This is a genomic window from Sporosarcina sp. 179-K 3D1 HS (genome assembly GCF_047228905.1).
GTDB lineage: Bacteria > Bacillota > Bacilli > Bacillales_A > Planococcaceae > Sporosarcina.
Genome location: NZ_JBFEGI010000002.1, coordinates 283,406 through 300,702 on the forward strand (window position 1 = coordinate 283,406; position 17,297 = coordinate 300,702).

The 17,297-nt window shown below is 45.6% G+C and carries 21 protein-coding genes and 1 other annotated feature (1 of these 22 cut by a window edge); of the genes, 14 read left to right on the forward strand and 7 right to left on the reverse strand.

What is annotated here, in order from left to right; translation table 11 throughout:
* Positions 1–157: 157 nt before the first annotated feature.
* From AB1K83_RS04100 to AB1K83_RS04140, 9 genes are all read left to right on the forward strand, one after another.
* Complete coding sequence (locus AB1K83_RS04100; protein ID WP_413056878.1) at positions 158–640, forward strand: DUF2975 domain-containing protein; 483 nt, start codon at positions 158–160, stop codon at positions 638–640.
* Between the two features lie 10 nt (positions 641–650).
* Entirely contained in the window at positions 651–866 is a 216-nt protein-coding gene (locus tag AB1K83_RS04105) for a helix-turn-helix domain-containing protein (protein WP_413056879.1), read from the forward strand.
* Complete coding sequence (locus tag AB1K83_RS04110) at positions 853–1,683, forward strand: DUF817 domain-containing protein (protein ID WP_413056880.1); 831 nt, start codon at positions 853–855, stop codon at positions 1,681–1,683. Before AB1K83_RS04105 ends, AB1K83_RS04110 begins: the two co-directional genes overlap by 14 nt.
* 171 nt (positions 1,684–1,854) lie before the next feature.
* On the forward strand, positions 1,855–2,871 hold the full coding sequence (locus AB1K83_RS04115; RefSeq protein ID WP_413056881.1) for an LLM class flavin-dependent oxidoreductase: 1,017 nt from the start codon (positions 1,855–1,857) through the stop codon (positions 2,869–2,871).
* Between the two features lie 412 nt (positions 2,872–3,283).
* A complete protein-coding gene (locus AB1K83_RS04120; protein WP_413056882.1) occupies positions 3,284–4,852 on the forward strand; it encodes a ribonuclease YeeF family protein in 1,569 nt (522 codons plus the stop codon).
* A gap of 20 nt (positions 4,853–4,872) precedes the next feature.
* The gene (locus AB1K83_RS04125) at positions 4,873–5,409 is read left to right on the forward strand and encodes a DUF2247 family protein (RefSeq protein ID WP_413056883.1); all 537 of its coding nucleotides are present in this window, start codon (positions 4,873–4,875) and stop codon (positions 5,407–5,409) included.
* A gap of 90 nt (positions 5,410–5,499) precedes the next feature.
* Complete coding sequence (locus AB1K83_RS04130) at positions 5,500–5,925, forward strand: hypothetical protein (RefSeq protein ID WP_413056884.1); 426 nt, start codon at positions 5,500–5,502, stop codon at positions 5,923–5,925.
* A 149-nt stretch (positions 5,926–6,074) separates the two neighbouring features.
* The gene (locus tag AB1K83_RS04135; RefSeq protein ID WP_413056885.1) at positions 6,075–6,530 is read left to right on the forward strand and encodes a hypothetical protein; all 456 of its coding nucleotides are present in this window, start codon (positions 6,075–6,077) and stop codon (positions 6,528–6,530) included.
* A gap of 124 nt (positions 6,531–6,654) precedes the next feature.
* Positions 6,655–7,170, forward strand: a complete 516-nt coding sequence (locus AB1K83_RS04140) for a DNA polymerase III (RefSeq protein WP_413056886.1) — start codon at positions 6,655–6,657, stop codon at positions 7,168–7,170.
* 8 nt (positions 7,171–7,178) lie between these two features.
* On the opposite strand, the gene bioF is transcribed toward AB1K83_RS04140, so the two are convergent.
* The 4 genes from bioF to AB1K83_RS04160 form a co-directional block, all read right to left on the reverse strand.
* Entirely contained in the window at positions 7,179–8,351 is a 1,173-nt protein-coding gene (bioF, locus tag AB1K83_RS04145) for an 8-amino-7-oxononanoate synthase (RefSeq protein WP_413057082.1), read from the reverse strand.
* Positions 8,351–9,100: a 6-carboxyhexanoate--CoA ligase gene (locus AB1K83_RS04150; RefSeq protein WP_413056887.1), complete on the reverse strand. Its 750-nt coding sequence runs from the start codon at positions 9,098–9,100 to the stop codon at positions 8,351–8,353. Before AB1K83_RS04150 ends, bioF begins: the two co-directional genes overlap by 1 nt.
* On the reverse strand, positions 9,081–9,581 hold the full coding sequence (locus AB1K83_RS04155; protein WP_413056888.1) for a hypothetical protein: 501 nt from the start codon (positions 9,579–9,581) through the stop codon (positions 9,081–9,083). Before AB1K83_RS04155 ends, AB1K83_RS04150 begins: the two co-directional genes overlap by 20 nt.
* Positions 9,582–9,842: 261 nt before the next feature.
* Entirely contained in the window at positions 9,843–10,034 is a 192-nt protein-coding gene (locus tag AB1K83_RS04160; RefSeq protein ID WP_413056889.1) for a hypothetical protein, read from the reverse strand.
* A gap of 312 nt (positions 10,035–10,346) precedes the next feature.
* Here AB1K83_RS04160 and AB1K83_RS04165 point away from each other — a divergent pair, with 312 nt between their 5' ends.
* The 3 genes from AB1K83_RS04165 to AB1K83_RS04175 are packed head-to-tail and all read left to right on the forward strand — an operon-like array spanning position 10,347 to position 12,455.
* Positions 10,347–10,895, forward strand: a complete 549-nt coding sequence (locus tag AB1K83_RS04165; protein WP_413056890.1) for a DUF4825 domain-containing protein — start codon at positions 10,347–10,349, stop codon at positions 10,893–10,895.
* Positions 10,896–11,621 carry an SDR family NAD(P)-dependent oxidoreductase gene (locus AB1K83_RS04170; protein WP_413056891.1) on the forward strand — a complete coding sequence of 242 codons (726 nt, stop codon included), beginning with the start codon at positions 10,896–10,898 and terminating at the stop codon, positions 11,619–11,621.
* Between the two features lie 33 nt (positions 11,622–11,654).
* Positions 11,655–12,455 carry an ABC transporter ATP-binding protein gene (locus AB1K83_RS04175; protein WP_413056892.1) on the forward strand — a complete coding sequence of 267 codons (801 nt, stop codon included), beginning with the start codon at positions 11,655–11,657 and terminating at the stop codon, positions 12,453–12,455.
* A 66-nt stretch (positions 12,456–12,521) separates the two neighbouring features.
* Here AB1K83_RS04175 and AB1K83_RS04180 read toward each other — a convergent pair whose 3' ends face one another.
* From AB1K83_RS04180 to AB1K83_RS04190, 3 genes are all read right to left on the reverse strand, one after another.
* Positions 12,522–13,118 (reverse strand): class I SAM-dependent methyltransferase, encoded by a 597-nt coding sequence (locus AB1K83_RS04180; protein ID WP_413056893.1) that lies wholly within the window; start codon positions 13,116–13,118, stop codon positions 12,522–12,524.
* Complete coding sequence (locus AB1K83_RS04185; protein ID WP_413056894.1) at positions 13,115–14,074, reverse strand: TIGR01212 family radical SAM protein; 960 nt, start codon at positions 14,072–14,074, stop codon at positions 13,115–13,117. Before AB1K83_RS04185 ends, AB1K83_RS04180 begins: the two co-directional genes overlap by 4 nt.
* A 165-nt stretch (positions 14,075–14,239) precedes the next feature.
* On the reverse strand, positions 14,240–15,400 hold the full coding sequence (locus AB1K83_RS04190; protein WP_413056895.1) for an RNA-guided endonuclease InsQ/TnpB family protein: 1,161 nt from the start codon (positions 15,398–15,400) through the stop codon (positions 14,240–14,242).
* Positions 15,401–15,683: 283 nt separating this feature from the next.
* Here AB1K83_RS04190 and AB1K83_RS04195 point away from each other — a divergent pair, with 283 nt between their 5' ends.
* A complete protein-coding gene (locus AB1K83_RS04195; RefSeq protein ID WP_413056896.1) occupies positions 15,684–16,370 on the forward strand; it encodes a CoA transferase subunit A in 687 nt (228 codons plus the stop codon).
* An 18-nt stretch (positions 16,371–16,388) separates the two neighbouring features.
* Positions 16,389–17,048 carry a 3-oxoacid CoA-transferase subunit B gene (locus AB1K83_RS04200; RefSeq protein WP_413056897.1) on the forward strand — a complete coding sequence of 220 codons (660 nt, stop codon included), beginning with the start codon at positions 16,389–16,391 and terminating at the stop codon, positions 17,046–17,048.
* 43 nt (positions 17,049–17,091) lie between these two features.
* Positions 17,092–17,297 (forward strand) — a binding site (T-box leader) (it continues 14 nt past the right edge of the window).

The window sequence follows — 17,297 nt, forward strand, 5'->3', positions numbered from 1 at the left end:
AACCAACCTCTGATTGTCAGAGGTTGGTTTTTTGGGCTTTGGGAATTTATACATGCCGCCCCTCAATAATAATACATTCAAAAACAACAATTATTTATTGCAAAACGATAAATAATGTTTTAAAATTATCTCATACTACTAAGTGAGGTGCTTTATTATGAAACAAGGGTCAACACTTTTTTTAAAGACGGCAGTCATTCTAATGGGAATCCCGATTTTAGCATTGTGCGTCTTCTTTGTTCCTGGAATCGCGAATTATTCTGCAGAGCTGTATCCTGATCAGAGTTATATAAAATATTTTGTTTTCATCGATTTGTATGCAGCAGCGATTCCTTATTACATAGCTCTGTATCAAGCATTTAAACTACTGAGTTATATTGACAAGAATATCGCTTTCTCGGACCTGTCTGTTACGGCTTTGAAGAATATAAAATACTGTGGCATTGCAATCAGTCTCCTGTTTATGGCTGGCTTACCACTCTTCTATCTCATCGCGGAGAGAGACGACGCGCCGGGTCTCATCGTCATAGCAATGGTCATCGCCTTTGCTTCCCTGGTGATCGCTGTCTTTGCGGCAGTCCTTCAAAAGCTGTTACAGGAAGCGATCCAAATCAAATCAGAAAATGATTTAACGGTTTGAGGTGAATGAGATGACAATTATTATCAATATTGATGTCATGCTGGCAAAACGGAAAATGAGTGTCACGGAACTATCGGAGAGGGTCGGCATCACGATGGCCAATCTGTCGATCTTGAAAAATGGCAAGGCGAAAGCAATCCGACTTTCGACGCTAGAGGCGATTTGCAAAGCATTGGACTGTCAACCTGGCGACCTTTTGGAGTACCGGTCCGATGAAGATAGATAAAGAACTTAAACAGGGATCAGTTTATGACTTTACGAAAGGGGCCTCCCGGGTCGCGAAGGGGTTCGGGCAAATCGCCCGTTTCGGTTGGGAGCAGGCCCTTTCCTGTATATTTCCCGTCGTAATATTCGGCTCATTGGCGATTACCCAAGTCGTACCACTTCCTTTCTTGCCACGCTATGACTGGCTGCTCCTTATTTTCCTTCTTATGCAATGGTGGATGTTGCGATCGGGAATTGAAACACGGGATGAACTGAAGGTTATCACATTGTTCCATCTGATTGGACTGGCTTTGGAAATTTTCAAGGTTCATATGGGATCCTGGTCATATCCGGAGGATGGATTTTTTAAAATTATGGGAGTACCTTTGTATAGCGGTTTTATGTACGCAAGTGTCGCTAGTTATCTGTGCCAAGCATGGCGGAGGTTACAGGTCGATCTAGTTAAGTGGCCGCCGTTTTTCGTCGTCGTCCCTCTAGGAACTGCGATTTATTTGAATTTTTTCACGCACCATTATTGGATTGACGTTCGTTGGTGGTTATCGGCACTAGTCGTCCTCGTTTTTTGGAAATCATGGGTCACCTATGAGGTGAATGGAACACGGTATCGTATGCCAATTGCCCTGTCATTCGTGCTCATTGGATTCTTTATATGGATTGCTGAAAACATCGCCACATTTTTTGGTGCTTGGCAATATCCGAACCAAGCCGAAGCATGGAATCTCGTACATCTTGGAAAGGTGAGTTCATGGCTCTTATTGGTCATTGTCAGCTTTCTCATTGTCGCTACTTTAAAGCAGGCCAAGGAGAAAATGCACTAGTATTCCCGCCGATGGGTGCATCGTCCCCGTTCTATGCGGCAGCAGGCTCATGTACTATCATTCTCCGTTCTTAATCCCCCAAATGGAATCCAACATCTCAAAGCGATATGATAAAGGGGAACGAACATTCAGTAGTATCTTCGTAGAACGAAAAAGTAGAGGTGAATTGATGTGATCAGTACATCATCAAAGAAATTTGAGGGCATCCCTTTATCCATTCTAGATCTCGCGATGATTAACGAAGGCAGTGATGCGACGCAGTCATTCAAGAACAGTGTCGACCTGGCCAGGCATGCCGAGCGATGGGGGTTCAACCGGTTTTGGCTTGCGGAGCATCATAATATGCAAGGTGTTGCCAGTTCGGCGACTTCCGTCATCATCGGCCATGTAGCCGGCGCGACGAAGACGATCCGAGTCGGTTCGGGCGGGGTCATGCTTCCGAATCATGCGCCTCTCGTGATCGCCGAGCAGTTCGGTACGCTCGAAGCCATGTATCCGGGCCGGATCGATCTGGGGCTAGGCCGTGCGCCGGGAAGCGACCAGGCAACAGCGTACGCTCTGCGTCGGACATTACATAGTAGCGGGGAGGAGTTTCCGGAGCAATTGGCGGAGCTGCGTGGCTATTTCGAGTACAATTTGCAGGCCCGCGTCCGTGCGGTTCCGGGGGAGGGACAGGATATCCCCATCTGGCTTCTTGGCTCCAGCGGTTTCAGCGCACAACTTGCCGCGCAGCAAGGGCTGCCATTTTCATTTGCGAGCCATTTTGCGCCAGGCTATTTGATGCAGGCGTTGCAGCTATACCATCAGCAGTTCCGGCCTTCCAAAGATCTGTCGGCACCGTACGTCATGCTCGGCGTGAATGTCATCGCGGCAGATACGAACGAGAAGGCACATTGGCTCGCGACTTCCTACCAACAGCAGTTTTTGAATATCCGCAGAGGAGTCACGACGAAGTTCAAGCCTCCGGTCGATGATCCAGACACGTTCTTTTCGGAATACGAAAGAATCGCGATTGGGGAATTGATGAGTTGGCCATCCACCATCATCGGTGATCGGGAAACGGTCCAGCGTAAACTGGAGTCCTTCTTGCAGTCGACGAAGGCGAATGAATTGATTATCAGCTCGGGCATTTATTCTCATGAAGATAGATTGCGTTCATATGAAATTCTTGCTGAACTGATGGAGTGAATCAATAGTTGCATGCAAGGTATAACGGGCCTGGCATCATACGGAGTAGCGGCGTATTTCATCTCACTTTGATGAATAATGCGCCGCTAGTTCTATTGTCAGAATGTCAGAGTTGTGTCGGTGACAGGCACCAAAATGAAGCAAAAGAATGGGGAGCGGCATGGTTTATCGTAATTTTGAACCGTATATTCGTCTGGGACAGCATGTGAAGTAGAGAAAGATTTACGATTAAAACCCCAAAAGGCATTTATTCCTTAAGACCTTCTTCTTATTCCGCTATTCTCGTTTTTTTATGTTATTTGACCCCGGCAACCAAGCGTGTTATTTATAACTTATGTAAAAACATGGATTTTGAGTTGATGACAGAAAGGGGACTGGGTGAAGTGGAGGCTGTCTTTGTTCGGAAGGTGGAATGGCAGGTGAGAGCGAGTTGAAAATCCTGGCTGTCAATCCGTTTCATGAAGGGTTGCGTAATAATATCGACATGCTGACCCGTCTGGAGACAGAGATGAATACGGTGGAAACGGCCATCGAGGCGTTTGTCGCACTTGATGAGGCGTTCAAAGGGGAGGGTGGCCATGCCATCCGTTCGTTCTATAATGAAGTCCATCTTCCGTTCATCCGGTTGTTCCATATGATGCAGAATGATTTCCGGAACGTGCTGGAGCGGATGGATGCCGCCTTGAGTACGCTCGAGCCGGATCCGTCGGGTTTTATCCGTGAAAGCTTCCTGGAAGGGGAAGTGGAACAGGGATTGACGGAGATTGCAATGGTGACGGCAAATTTGACCGATGAAGCGAACCACATCATGAGCAAAGTGGTGGATATTGTCGCCTTGCCGAATCTTGATGATAGAGATGTGCAAGAGGGCGTTTACAGGTCGAAGAGAAAACGGGATAATACAGTGACAGAGCTGCACGGATTTGATTCAGAACAGACAAACGCCTTAACGGCGATTGAGAATCATCTGCAAGTGATGCAGCGTTGGATAACGGACGTCGAAGGCATGTTCACGGATGACAGAACAGACATCCATTTCAACACCGGTCAGTGGGCGGAACTGTTGGCGAAGAACCTTCTTCAGACAGATGTGCAATACCAGGAGAAGTTTACGTCGGGAGTCATTGGTGATCCCGAGTCGCCAAGGGAACTCCAAAAGAGCATCGAAGCTAAACTGAACGAAGCCAATAAACCGGTTGCCGCGACCAGCAAAGATGAGGAATTGCAGCAGATTTACGCTGCTTTGGCAACTGAGGGACTTCATTTACAAACGAGTACCCGAACCGAAGCCCGTGTCAATGATGGCGATCCAGACATGCAGTACAAGGCGATCATTGGCGAGCGTGCGAATTTCCAGGGGCTCGTCCCGCCAAACGCCGACAAGGCGATGAAGGCTGTCGTGGACTTTCTAGTCATGGACGATGTCAACACCATTCTGGATAAGGAAGCCTCCTTAGTCGACAAAGGCTTGGCCATCGTTTCTGTCACACCAATCGGAAAAGGCATCAAAGCGGGAAGATTGGGATTCAAGCTGCTCAAGAAGGCATTCGGCGGCAAAGTGAAAGATGTCGGTAAAGTGACCGATCCGAAAAAATTGGGGATCGTGGAGGGCGGGAAAGGTTCAGGTAAAACCATTTCACACCCGGTACTCGATAATACCCGATCAGGAAGTGCTTTAAAGAAGCCGGATGGACAACATGGATTCAATGATATAATCGATAATTACTCGCCGAATGCCAAGAAGTTTGATGTAGTTGGCGGTGATGGAGTAAAGAGGGACTTGTTTCAAATCAAAGGCGGAATGAAGTACTACGATAATAAAGATGTTTACAATAAAGACCTAAGAATGTTCGAGAGGAAAACAACTGTGAAAGACCAAGAAGGAATATTCGAATGGATGGTTGACCCGACAAAAGGAGTCACACATCGGAGATTTATCCCGGATGGCCAGATTACAGGTACTCCAAATCAAAGACCATAAAGTTAAGGTGATGATAAAGCGTGGGTATTTCATTGGATATTTTCAAGCAGAACCAAATAAGTTGTTGTTGGAAAACAGTGTATGCAGGGTTGAAAACAGATCTCCTAAAACCTAGTGAAGTAGCTAGCTATGCAGTTGAGTATTTAACTAACCATCCTGAAACAAATGATCAAAACATCATTCAACTTGCTTGGGGCGAGGAAGATACGGACTTCGAGAATTTATTGGCACATATATTGGAGAAGTTGGATGTTGAAGATTTGGATTTAGACGCTGACATCTGGCATATTGAGAAAAGGAAATGGCGATTTGCACTTTTGGCCTCTTTGAAGGCGCGGTATCAAAACGATTTGGAAGAGTTGTTGGATAAGGTTGCGGAAGTGTATGCTGATTTTGATTACCCAGAAGACATGGAAAGCTTCATTAACTATCTGGCCCCTCCAGAAGGTTTTGATCCTTCCCAATACACTAAAGAAGAAAATGTGAATAGGTTAATTACCTTGTTTGATGAATTTCTAAATATGGAACGTCAATATTTGCAGCAAGCTGCAGCGTAAATAGAGAGAACAAACCTGAAGGTGAGTAATTTGGGTGGCGAGAGAATAACAAAGATGGAGCTCTTAAAAAGAAAAAGCAGAAGGAAGATATTGATTCAAGAATTAAACTTTCTGAACCTTGCAGAGAATCCTTTTTTAGATAATGAAGACAATGACTTATTTTGTAAGGAAGTATTTTCATTACTTGCTACTACAGAAAATAAGATTCAATTGCAAGGAGGCAACGATAAAGAAATTATTCAAAGATCAATACAATTGTCAAAAGAGACTATAGATCATATCAAAGTAACGCCAAAGTTAGGTAGATTATTGGTTTATAGGGAACATGAGATTGAAGCGGTATTGATTCATGTGAATGAAATATTTAGCAATTTGGATAAAGTTCTCGACTTAACCAAATATTCATCAGGCTATGGAGATTTTATTCTAGTTGGAGAAGATCTTGATTTTGGATTGTGTATCGAGCGAACGGAATATTTTCATGAATTTACTGTTTGGGGGCTTTTAATGAAATAAGGATATTAGAATCTTGATTGGATGAATGTCTTTCAAGATTCTTTTTTGTTGGGTCTCAAGAATCCAGGGGAGAAGTATCGGGATGTAATGAAGTTCGGCGAGCCGATCCGTCTGTAATACCCGAAAATATTCATTAAAAAGATCAGGGGGTGATATTTTTGTTCAAAGATGAAATAAATGAGGAATTTATGGGATTTAAAGAGGTGAATGAAGGGGATTTTACATGGTGGAACTATGTGAATATGAAATCCGATATACACACAGCTCTTGGGTTTGCGAAATTTTTCTATCCGGATATTGTCAGGGTAGAAGGATGCTTTTTATTAAAAGATAAGTTTTCACAAAAGAATTTCAGGAGGTGGAAAGAGGACTCTCAAAATAATAAAGTGACCATCGAAAAAATGATGAACCTCTACCAAGTCAAAGACTTTTTTCATATCAATGTTAATGAAGAAGTCACGGGGGACCAGATCCAGGCATTAGGAGAAGTTCTTAAACAATTCTGGTCCCTTAGCTTTAAAGACAGGTTTCCAAATCGAAATATTATTGTAAGTGTATTCGAGGAAGTAGATGGAGAGTTGTTCATTACCGTCTATGAGCAATGAGTAAACATTCGTCATCTGACACGATAGTCTTGATTGGCTACATGCTTTGTCAAGATTATTATCAGACTTGTCAAATCTAATTCCTCGTGGCCAAATTCAATGAAAAGAAAGCGGGTGATAGAGAATGGATTTGCAGCTTTTATATCACGCGTATTTACCGGATGACCATCCACATTTTGTATCGATAGAGCAAGTTATGCAGAATGGAATACGTAGCACTACAACATCCAACTATCGCTATAGTATAGGCGGCAGGGTGAAAGTGGAGATCACCGAGAGCTTGAGGCCACCTCATATACCTGCCTGGGTTGATTTCCGAGAAGCCATAGGAGTGGATTTGACAAACCGTTTTTCCAAATCGTTCTGTTTTCCTGCATTTACCGAAAAGATTCTAGTATTTGACGGAGATATCTCGCTATCCATCTATGATCAAGCATTCTACGATGATTTCAAGGAGTTTGATGAAGAAGCCTTGAATTTTGACACGGGCGAAAAAGTAGAGCATTGGAATACTTTATATTGGGAGAGTATGATGCCGTTGGATGAATATGTATTACAGAAACCCTATCGGAAGCCGGAAGTGTTAGTTTTCGAACCTATTCCAAAAGAACTCATCCATGTTTGTGAAGAAACCTCATAATACTCCCTTCAAACGATTCCTAATTCCTTTCCCGTATCCACGAGGGCGTTCAGCAATTGCTGAAGATGGTCATCCGTGTGGCTGGCCATGAATGTGATACGGAGCCGGCTTGTCTGTAAAGGTACCGTCGGTGGACGGATTGCCGGGATGAAAATGCCGCGCTCCAGCAGCCGATGTGAAAAAGACATTGCGCGTGCGGCATCCCCGACTAGCACCGATAGGATGGGTGTCTCGCCGGAGCCGAGCAGTTGGAACCCTTCATCCTTCAGAGAGAACAACACTTTTTGAACATTTTGCAGCAGCGCTTCCCTTCGATCGGGTTCTGTCCGTAGGATACGTACCCCTTCGCGGGCCGCCGCAATGGTAGCTGGTGCTAAAGCGGTCTGGAAGATGAACGGCCTCGCCCGGTTTTGTAAAAAAATTATCGCGGATGCGGAGCCAGCGACAAATCCGCCTTCCGCCCCGATCGCTTTGCTCATTGTACCCACCGTAAAATCAATCTTGTCCTGGATACCGAAATGACTGGCCGTCCCTTCTCCGTTCGACCCGAGGACGCCCGACCCGTGTGCATCATCGACGAGGACATACGCATCATACCGTTCCGCCAGCTCCACAATTGCAGGAAGCGGTGCGATGGTGCCATCCATACTGAAAACCCCATCTGTTACAATAAGTTTCTTTCCAGTACCAGAATGCGCCCGCAATTTTGATTCCAGATCCGCCATATCACGATGCTTATAGATAATCGTTTGTGCCCGGCTCAACCGGCACCCGTCAATGAGGCTCGCGTGGTTTAAAGCATCTGAGAAAATGACATCCCCTTTTTGCGAGATGCTTGAGATGGCTCCAAGATTGGCCAAATAGCCGCTACTGAAGACGAGAGCACTTTCCGTCCGCTTCCAATCGGCAATCTCTTTTTCAAGCTGTTCGTGGAGAACCGAATTGCCTGTCGTCAGTCTCGCACCCCCCGCCCCCGTCCCGAAGTCTTCAATCGCTGCGGCCGCTTTCTTTTTCAAGCGGGAATCCGTCGCTAGCCCGAGGTAGTTATTCGAAGAGAACAATAGGAGCCGCTGTCCATCAATGACGGCTTCCGCTTCGTTGCCGGTCGCAAATGTGCGCATCGATCGAAGAAGGGACGTTGACTCCAACTGTTCTAAAGTTTCAAAAAAGCGTTGTTCCATCATAGTTCTCTCCCTTTTGTTGAAATTAGGACCGGGCATTTTTCCAGATAGCGGATGTAGTCATCCACATCCGTGTTTGGCAGAATGAAAAAGACACGCCCTCCAGTTTCGCAACCTATCTCTTTTAACCGGGAAACCCGCATATAGCCAAACGTCCCGCTGCTGACATAGCCTGCCGTATAATCCGGGTCATCGGACCAGCACAGTTCAGCGACCGAAAAAGGGGAGGAGGCCACTTTGGAAGCGATCGCCATTGCATCGCGGATTCGCCCGTTTGCCGGTAGGGCGGCATCGGAATTCCATCCGAACCGTGACACTCGGATTCCTTTCAACCCACGGGCGTCCATCCGCTCGCCGGAATGGGCCTCCACTAAAATTGCGCCCCGATGTGTCGGGCCGTTCAGTAAATGGTGGAACGCGTTGTCGATCGCTACCTTTGAAATCCTTATCCTTTTCAGCAACTCGGCGGCTTTCTCTCGACCTTCCGCAATCGAGGAAACATCAAACCGCCTAACGGGCAAGGTTTCTATTTTTCTAATGTCATGTGTAGCAACTTTCTCGACGGAAATTTGTAAAAAGTCAGGAGTCCCGCGGGTATGTGTCCGGGCTTTTGAAAGGAAGTCCAGAACGGATTTTTCCAATCCTTTTTCTTCCACTAGAGCTTCGGCACCCGAAATATGTTTTCCTCCATCCTCATGGGCGCCTCCTTCCGCAGCCCGCATCCGAATGCTAAATAGCTCGCTTCTCATATTGTCGGCTCCCAACTTTTTGATATGTCGATCTAAGCAGCTTCGTTAACGGCCAGGCGCATGCTGCTGTGATGACCATTCCGGGAATGGTTGGTATGTACAGCGTCCAGAACGGCACCCCGAGGGTCATCGCCAGCCCGATCCTCGCCATGGTAGTGCCAATCGGACCGGCAATCAGGAGTACGGGCAAGGAAGTCCCAAAGAAGACGATGATCAGTCCGACAGTCAACCGGAAAATCATCGAAATTTCTATGTTGATGATCGTATGTATGCTAAGCAGGAATAAAATGATGCTGGAAAGGATGCCCGCAATCAGATAGCGCTTGAATCCAAACACAGCTGCAATGGCAACTGCAAGTGGAGCCGATAGTTGAAATTCGGATCCGGGAATACCAGTCGGGATTTTAAATGAGCCTGCGACAATAATTAAACAGGCAAGGACGGATATTTCCGCCATTTCGTATACCGTGAACTTTCTCATCTTTACACCCCTATCAGTTAACTAATTTTTAAATAATGTTAACACAAAGGGAGGGGGAAAGTAACTATTATTGGCACGGAAATTATGGCGCCAGCTGAGAATTTTCGGACAACTCTCTTTGCTTGTCATCCGAGTGGATGGAAATTAAAGCCTCTTAGTCTTGTTGATGCAAGGTTCTAAAGTAATCCCGAATTCAATTAGAATCCTTATCTAACAAGGCGCTGACCCCTGATAGATCAGCGCTTTTTCATAATTGTTGTCCTACCAGCCGTGTGGTCGATTTCGGGGATTTTGTTTATTCTTGCGATAAAAAGTTTGCCTGAAATAATTGTTACGATTTTTGTCTGACCAACCTGGTTGATTCCGAGGGTCCTCGGAAAGTAATTTTTCCAAGCCTGAACGATCGGTATTTCTCATCACTTTTTGAATTTCATCTTCAAAAAATAGCGACATGTTGTCCTCCTCCTTTCTAGCATATTTAGAGAAAGGAGTTTAAGTTTTTCAATTAGAAATTATTCATTCTGGAACTTCCTTCCTCTCTTTAAAGTACGTCGTTATTTGTAGGGCGAGGGGGACAGGTGCATACTGATTATATTAAAAGTTGAAAAGGTGCTAGGTTCTAAAAAAATTCAAAATTCATTTAGGAACAGGAACCCTTCTGTTGGTTATTGCTTTAAAGTCAGAATTGCGTTTGAATTGTATAAGTGACTGTCCCCATTCCGGAATGGTACACTACTTATAGTAGAAAGAGCTTGGGGGGACGAGATGGATAAGAGGAGATTGCTAATTGGGCTGTTGATTTTGATTGCGATTCCGTTGTATGTGTGGATTCAGTATTACGAGATTCCAAGTAAGGCAAAAGTGGGAGAGTCGAATAGACAACAGGATCCGCTGACACATGATTTTGCGCAAGTGCTTTCCTTAAAATCCCAATATATGGGAGATGCCTCCAATACGAGCGGTTTGTTTCAATCGCTACCGCTTTCCGAGATGAAGGGACCGATTGAAATGGATTCGGAAGCCCTCTCGGTTACCGTCCATTACGAAGCTGCTGCGGAAGAACTTGGAGACAAGGCGGAGCAGGCTGTCCTGTACAATACGACTGCGGCCTTTGTGTTGATTCAAAATGTCGAACAGGTCAATATGCAGTTTACGGATCGCTCTTTTACCGTAACGAGAGAAAACGTCAAGGAATGGTACGGACAGGATTTATCCCGATTGCTAGAACCGGAGTCTTTTCAGAAAGTGGTGCAACAGCCATTACAGAATGATGATCTGAAAAAATGGCTTGCCAGTTATACGAAAGGGGAATGAATGATGGATGTTTTTATTGTGACAGGCGCGTCGAAGGGAATCGGATCCGCTATTTATCAACAGTTGTGGAAGAAGGGCAAGAAGGTGATTGGCATTGCCCGGACGAATCCTGTCAATGCTGAACATTTCATAACCGCGGACCTGTCGGAGACAAGCCGACTTGAGGGCCTGATGACAGACTTGATTCGGGAAACTATTGGGCAGGCAGACTCTTTCACGCTGATCAATAACGCCGGAATGATTGAACCGATCGGATTGACGGGGACATTGGATGCCCAGGCACTGGAGAAAGCGATCACCGTCAATTTGACAGCGCCTATGATCCTGTCCAATACGTTTATCGCTGCCTTGCAGAATTTTACTGGAACGAAGCGAATCCTGAACATTTCCTCGGGAGCTGGCCGTAAACCGTATACAGGGTGGGGGGTCTATTGCACGACCAAAGCCGGACTGGACCACTTTTCACGGGTTTCTGCATTGGAACAGGAAAAGGAGAAGCATCCAGTCGAGATTGTCTCAATTGCACCAGGCATCATCGATACAGGGATGCAGGAGACAATACGGGCGAGTGATCAGAAGGACTTCCCGATGTTAGAGCGGTTCATTGATTATAAAGAAACAGGGGCACTGGCCAGCGCTGAAGAGACGGCCAGGAAGCTGCTTGATTTCCTGGAGAATGAAAACCTGCGCGAAGTAGGACCGATTGCCGACATACGTCAATTTTGAGGTGGGAACTATTAAAGAAAGTGAGGAGGGCATATGGAGACGATTGTTTCATTGAAAGATGTCCATTTTCAAAGAGGGACTAAAAAAATCTTACATAATATTGATTGGGCTTTCCAGAAGGATGAACATTGGGGGATACTCGGACTCAACGGTTCAGGGAAGACCTCCCTATTGAACATCATTTCCGCCTATCAATTTCCTTCCAGCGGGGAAGTGACAGTGCTGGGAAATAAATTTGGAAAAACGAATTTGCCGGAACTCCGGAAACAAATCGGGTTTGTCAGCAGTTCATTAGAACGATTTTCGTCATACTTCCAGAATGACCCGGTGGAAAGAATTATCGTCAGCGGTAAATTCGCCAGCTTTGGCGTCTATGAGGAAGTAACGGATGCGGATTGGGATCGCGTCGATCAACTGCTTGAAGATTTCCGTCTGTCGTATCTGAAAGGGAAGTCGGTACAACTCCTATCGGAAGGGGAAAAGAGGCGGGTTCTCATTGCCCGAGCATTAATGAGTGATCCGAAAATGCTCATTTTGGACGAACCGTGTTCAGGATTGGATATTCTTTCGCGCGAGCAGTTTTTGCAGGCGTTGGAGACGGTGGCCCACAACGGTTGCCATATCGTCTACGTCACCCATCATATAGAAGAATTGGTGAAAGAAATCACGCATGTGCTTTTGTTGAAAGATGGGCAACTGGTTGCGGCTGGGCCGAAAATGGATGTTCTCACAGACGATCTGCTGACGGAAACATTCAATGTTCCGGTCACCGTGCAATGGGGAGAAGGGCGACCTTATTTATCCGTTCAACAACAGTTTTTATCCAAAGCATAGGGATTCAAAAAAGCGTTTCGCACATTGGCGGAACGCTTTTTGGTTCATTTCATTGTGAGAGACATTTTACTCGATCGGCTTGATTTCCTCAAAATCCCGCAGCTTTTCGAATGCAATCAGGAAAGGGGGATTGTTCCGCTGGTTGAGCAATTCATACCGGATGACATGCACATCCGCCTGGTGGAGGGTCTTCACATACGCAAGCAAGGCGTCCCGTTCCTCTTTTCCTCCCTCATGGCCTTCGTAAACCGACACCGCGATGATACCGCCCTTTTTCAGCATGCCGAGCAATTGATGGATGGCTTCGATGGTCGTTTTCGGCTTAGTGATCACCGACAAATCTTCGCTATACGGCAAATAACCAAGGTTGAAGATCGCCCCTCCAACCGGTCCCTCCACATATTCGGAGACATTGGCATGGCTATCCAAAATGAGAGACACGCGATTGTTCAGGCCTGAGAGCCGTTTCTTCGTCGCATCAAGGGCCGCTTGCTGGATGTCGAAAGCGAAGACATGTCCTTCTTCTCCGACCTGTTCCGCTAAAAATAGCGTGTCGTTGCCGTTGCCTGCCGTTGCATCCACTACGGTTTCTCCTGGCAGGATTGTTTCCGCCAATAATCGTTTGGCGAACGGGAGCACCCGATGGAGTTTGATTTGGTTCATATCGTTTCGACCGCTTTCTCATAATATTTCCCTTGCCAACTACCTCGTCGTTCCAGTTCCTTGTCGATTCCATTGAGCACTTCCCATTTTGTCACGCTCCACATCGGTCCGATCATCAACTCGATCGGTCCATCACCGGTGATGCGATGGATGACCATATCGGGTGGCAGGATTTCCAATTGATCGGCGACTAAATTGATATATTCCTCTTTTTCCAGGAATTCCAGCTGGCCTTTTTCGTATTGCTTCACCATTGGTGTCCCTTTCAATAAATGAAGAAGATGGATTTTGATGCCTTGTACATCGAGTTTAGAGACTTCACGTGCGGTTTCCATCATCATGTCATAGTCCTCCATTGGCAGGCCGTTGATGATGTGGGTGCAGACGCGAATGCCGTGTTTCCGGAGTTTATTGACCCCTTCGACATAGGTTTGGAAGTCGTGCGCGCGATTGACCAAGTTCGCCGTCTTTTCATGGACAGTTTGCAACCCGAGCTCGACCCATAAGTATGTCCTTTCATGAAGCTCGGCCAAGTATTCTACGACATCGTCCGGCAAACAGTCCGGACGGGTGGCGATGGATAGGGCGACGACACCTTCCTGTGCCAGGGCTGCTTCAAATTTCTCCTTTAGCTTAGGCAATGGTGCGTGGGTGTTCGTATATGCTTGGAAATAGGCCATATACTTGCCCTCTTTCCATTTCTTGTGCATTTTATCTCGTATTTCGGCGAATTGGACATCAATCGGATCGACCCGGTCACCCGCAAAATCACCGGATCCGGCGGCACTGCAAAACGTACAGCCCCCGAAAGCGACCGTACCGTCCCGATTGGGGCAATCAAACCCTGCATCCAAGGCGACTTTGAACACTTTGAAGCCAAACTCGTCCTTCAAATGCCTAGACCATGTATAATATCGTTTCCCTTCAGACGGGAAGGGGAATTTTTGTTTGTCCACATGTTTCACTGCTACTAAAAACATAGACAAACATAGCTATTTTGTCTATGCTAGACGTTTTCCTGCTTCTTCGTACCCCGTTTCGCCGAATGCTCGCTACTCCGGTTGGTTTAGCACTCCACAGGCGTTAATTCGGATGTAGCCCACCCTACATATATGCGATTATCATTTCGTGATTGTCGTATATTCTTTTGCGAATTTCAGATTTAAACTAGCATTCAAATCACGATCAAGAACTGTACCGCAACTGTCACACACGAATATTCTTCGTTCGGAGAGACTCAAGCTTGTCTTTTTGAATCCACAAGTCGAGCAGAGCTTAGAAGAAGGGTACCACCGATCTACCAGTCTTAGTTCGATGCCATGCTCCCCGCACTTGTTTCTCAGTAATTCCCGAAAAGAAAAGAAGGATTGCTGTGCGACAGCTTTAGATAAATGCCGATTTTTCATCATACCTTTAACGTTTAAATCTTCAATCGTAAGATACGCTGGTTTGGTTTTCACCAACATACTCACCACATACCGAATGTGTTCATGTCGGATGTTCGCTAGTCTAGCATGCAGTTTTTGAACAACTAAGAGTTGTTTCTGCCTGTTTTTAGCGCAGAATTCACCTCGCTTGCGATTTTTATTTTGTTCGTAACTACGACTCAGTTTACGCTGTTGTCGCTTTAAACTTTTTTCTAATTTTATGACGTACTGGGTTTTGTTGATGTTCAGGAATTGAACATTATCACTACAAACTGCAAAAGCACCCACTCCTAAATCAATTCCAATCCCATCCTGTTCTGGGACATAGGTTTTATGCACTTTTTCGATTTCACACAAGGCGGAAATAAAATAGCGACCTGCTTTTTGCGAAATCGTGCAACTGGTTATGGCTGCATCCGTTGGAATGTAGCCAAATTCCTTTAATCGAACCCAACCAATCGTTGGCACTTTAATCCGATGGCGTTCAACGGTCAAGTCCGTCGAATTGTTTTTCGGGAAATAAGCTTTCACATCTTGATTCTTTTTCTTTTTAAAACGTGGGAACTTTGCCAACCCCTTGAAAAAGTTCTTAAAGGCCTTATCACCATTCATGATGGACTGTTTAACCGCTTTACTTGAAACATTTTTGATCCATTCATCAGTTTGTTTTAGATGAACATTGTTTAACCACTTCGAAAAATCATATCCTGACAAATGCTTCCCTGTGTTTTTGTAATGGTCTTGTGCTGTTGACAAATACAAATTATAAACATATCGACAAGTGCCTATCGTTTGATTCACTTTTTGTTTTTGATTCTCGTCAAGAAGAAGCTCAGTCTTATATGCTTTTCTCAACTTCTTCATCCTCCTTGACTTTTTTCTAGAGTTTTCACAGAGACTCCCATCATTTTTGAAAATTCGTGTGGTTTATATATTTTGTCCGTGACTACATTTGGCTGTATCTTTACCTATTGTTACCTCACTCCTCTGACTAGTTGATTGTATCATGTTTTTTCATGTTGCATCATCTGCCGATCATTATCTTCATAAGCCGACAGAAAAAAACAACGGCCATTGCAACATTGCAAATCTTCTGTTTTAATGAAAGAGAAGTAATATTGCAAAAGGGGGATGTTGGATGAAACCGATTTATTCATCTGCACAAGAAGCGATAGCGAACATCGAAGACGGCGCTACATTAATGGTAGGCGGTTTCGGACTAGTGGGGATTCCGGAACAGCTCATTTTGGCACTAGTCGAAAAAGGCGTCAAAGATTTGACGATCATTTCAAACAACTGCGGAGTCGATGAATGGGGACTCGGACTCCTGCTCAAAAATAAGCAAATCAAGAAAATGATCAGTTCATATGTTGGGGAAAATAAAGAATTTGAACGCCAAGTGCTCGCTGGAGAAATTGAAGTGGAATTGACGCCGCAAGGAACACTGGCAGAAAAGATCCGTGCTGGTGGTGCAGGCATTCCTGCGTTTTTCACGCCTGCAGGAGTAGGGACCGTTGTAGCGGAAGGGAAAGAAGTCCGGGAATATAATGGCAAGGAGTATGTCCTGGAGGAAGCGCTGTATGCGGATTTCGCTTTGGTGCGGGCTGCAAAAGCCGATAAATTTGGAAACCTCATCTACAATAAAACGGCTCAAAACTTTAATCCGATGATTGCGACGGCAGGGAAAGTAACGATTGCAGAAGTGGAAGAAATCGTGGAGACAGGTGATCTGGATCCGGCGACGATTCACACGCCAAGCATCTATGTGCAAGGTCTTCTGCAAGCGGAGCAGGAAAAACGGATCGAGCGTTTGACGACTCGATAAGGAAAGGGGATTGTACGAATGGGACAAGTTAATGTGCGCGAACGAATTGCTAGAAGAGCTGAAAAGGAAATTGAAGATGGCAACTACGTAAACCTTGGAATTGGAATTCCGACATTAGTCGCGAACTATATATCACCTGAGAAAACAGTCGTCCTGCAATCGGAGAATGGATTGCTCGGAATCGGACCATACCCGACGAAAGACGAAGTGGATCCTGATTTGATTAACGCCGGAAAGGAAACGGTTACATCGATTCCTGGTTCTGCGTACTTCAATAGCGCCGAATCTTTTGCAATGATACGTGGGGGGCACGTAGACGTTGCCATTCTGGGCGGCATGGAAGTATCGGAAAAGGGCGATTTGGCCAACTGGATGATTCCAGGCAAGATGATCAAGGGCATGGGAGGCGCGATGGATCTCGTCCATGGCGCGAAGAAAATCATCGTCATTATGGACCATGTCGCGAAAGACGGCTCGCCGAAGATTAAAAAAGAGTGTTCTTTGCCATTGACAGGAAAAGGCGTAGTCAATCGGATCATTACGGAACGTGCTTTGATCGACGTTACTCCGGACGGCTTGGAATTGAAAGAAGTGTTCGAAGGATTCACCGTCCAAGAAGTGATTGATTCGACAGAAGCCGATTTGATCGTGAATGATGTCAAAGAAGGCGTAAGTTGATGGTTGTTAAAAATAGATGAATCGGGTAAACTAGTACCAAATAGTGTCGGTATTGAAGAGGAATAGTAATCGTTCTTGTCGATTAACAGAGAGCAGGCGGTTGGTGGGAGCTTGCAACGACATCGATGAACTCGCCTTGGAGCCAGCATTGGTGAAAGTACTAGTAACCCATGCCGTTTGTCCGCGTTAAGGATTCAAGTTGGACGGCTTTGCTGTCAATTTGGGTGGTACCGCGGGAAACGTTTTCGA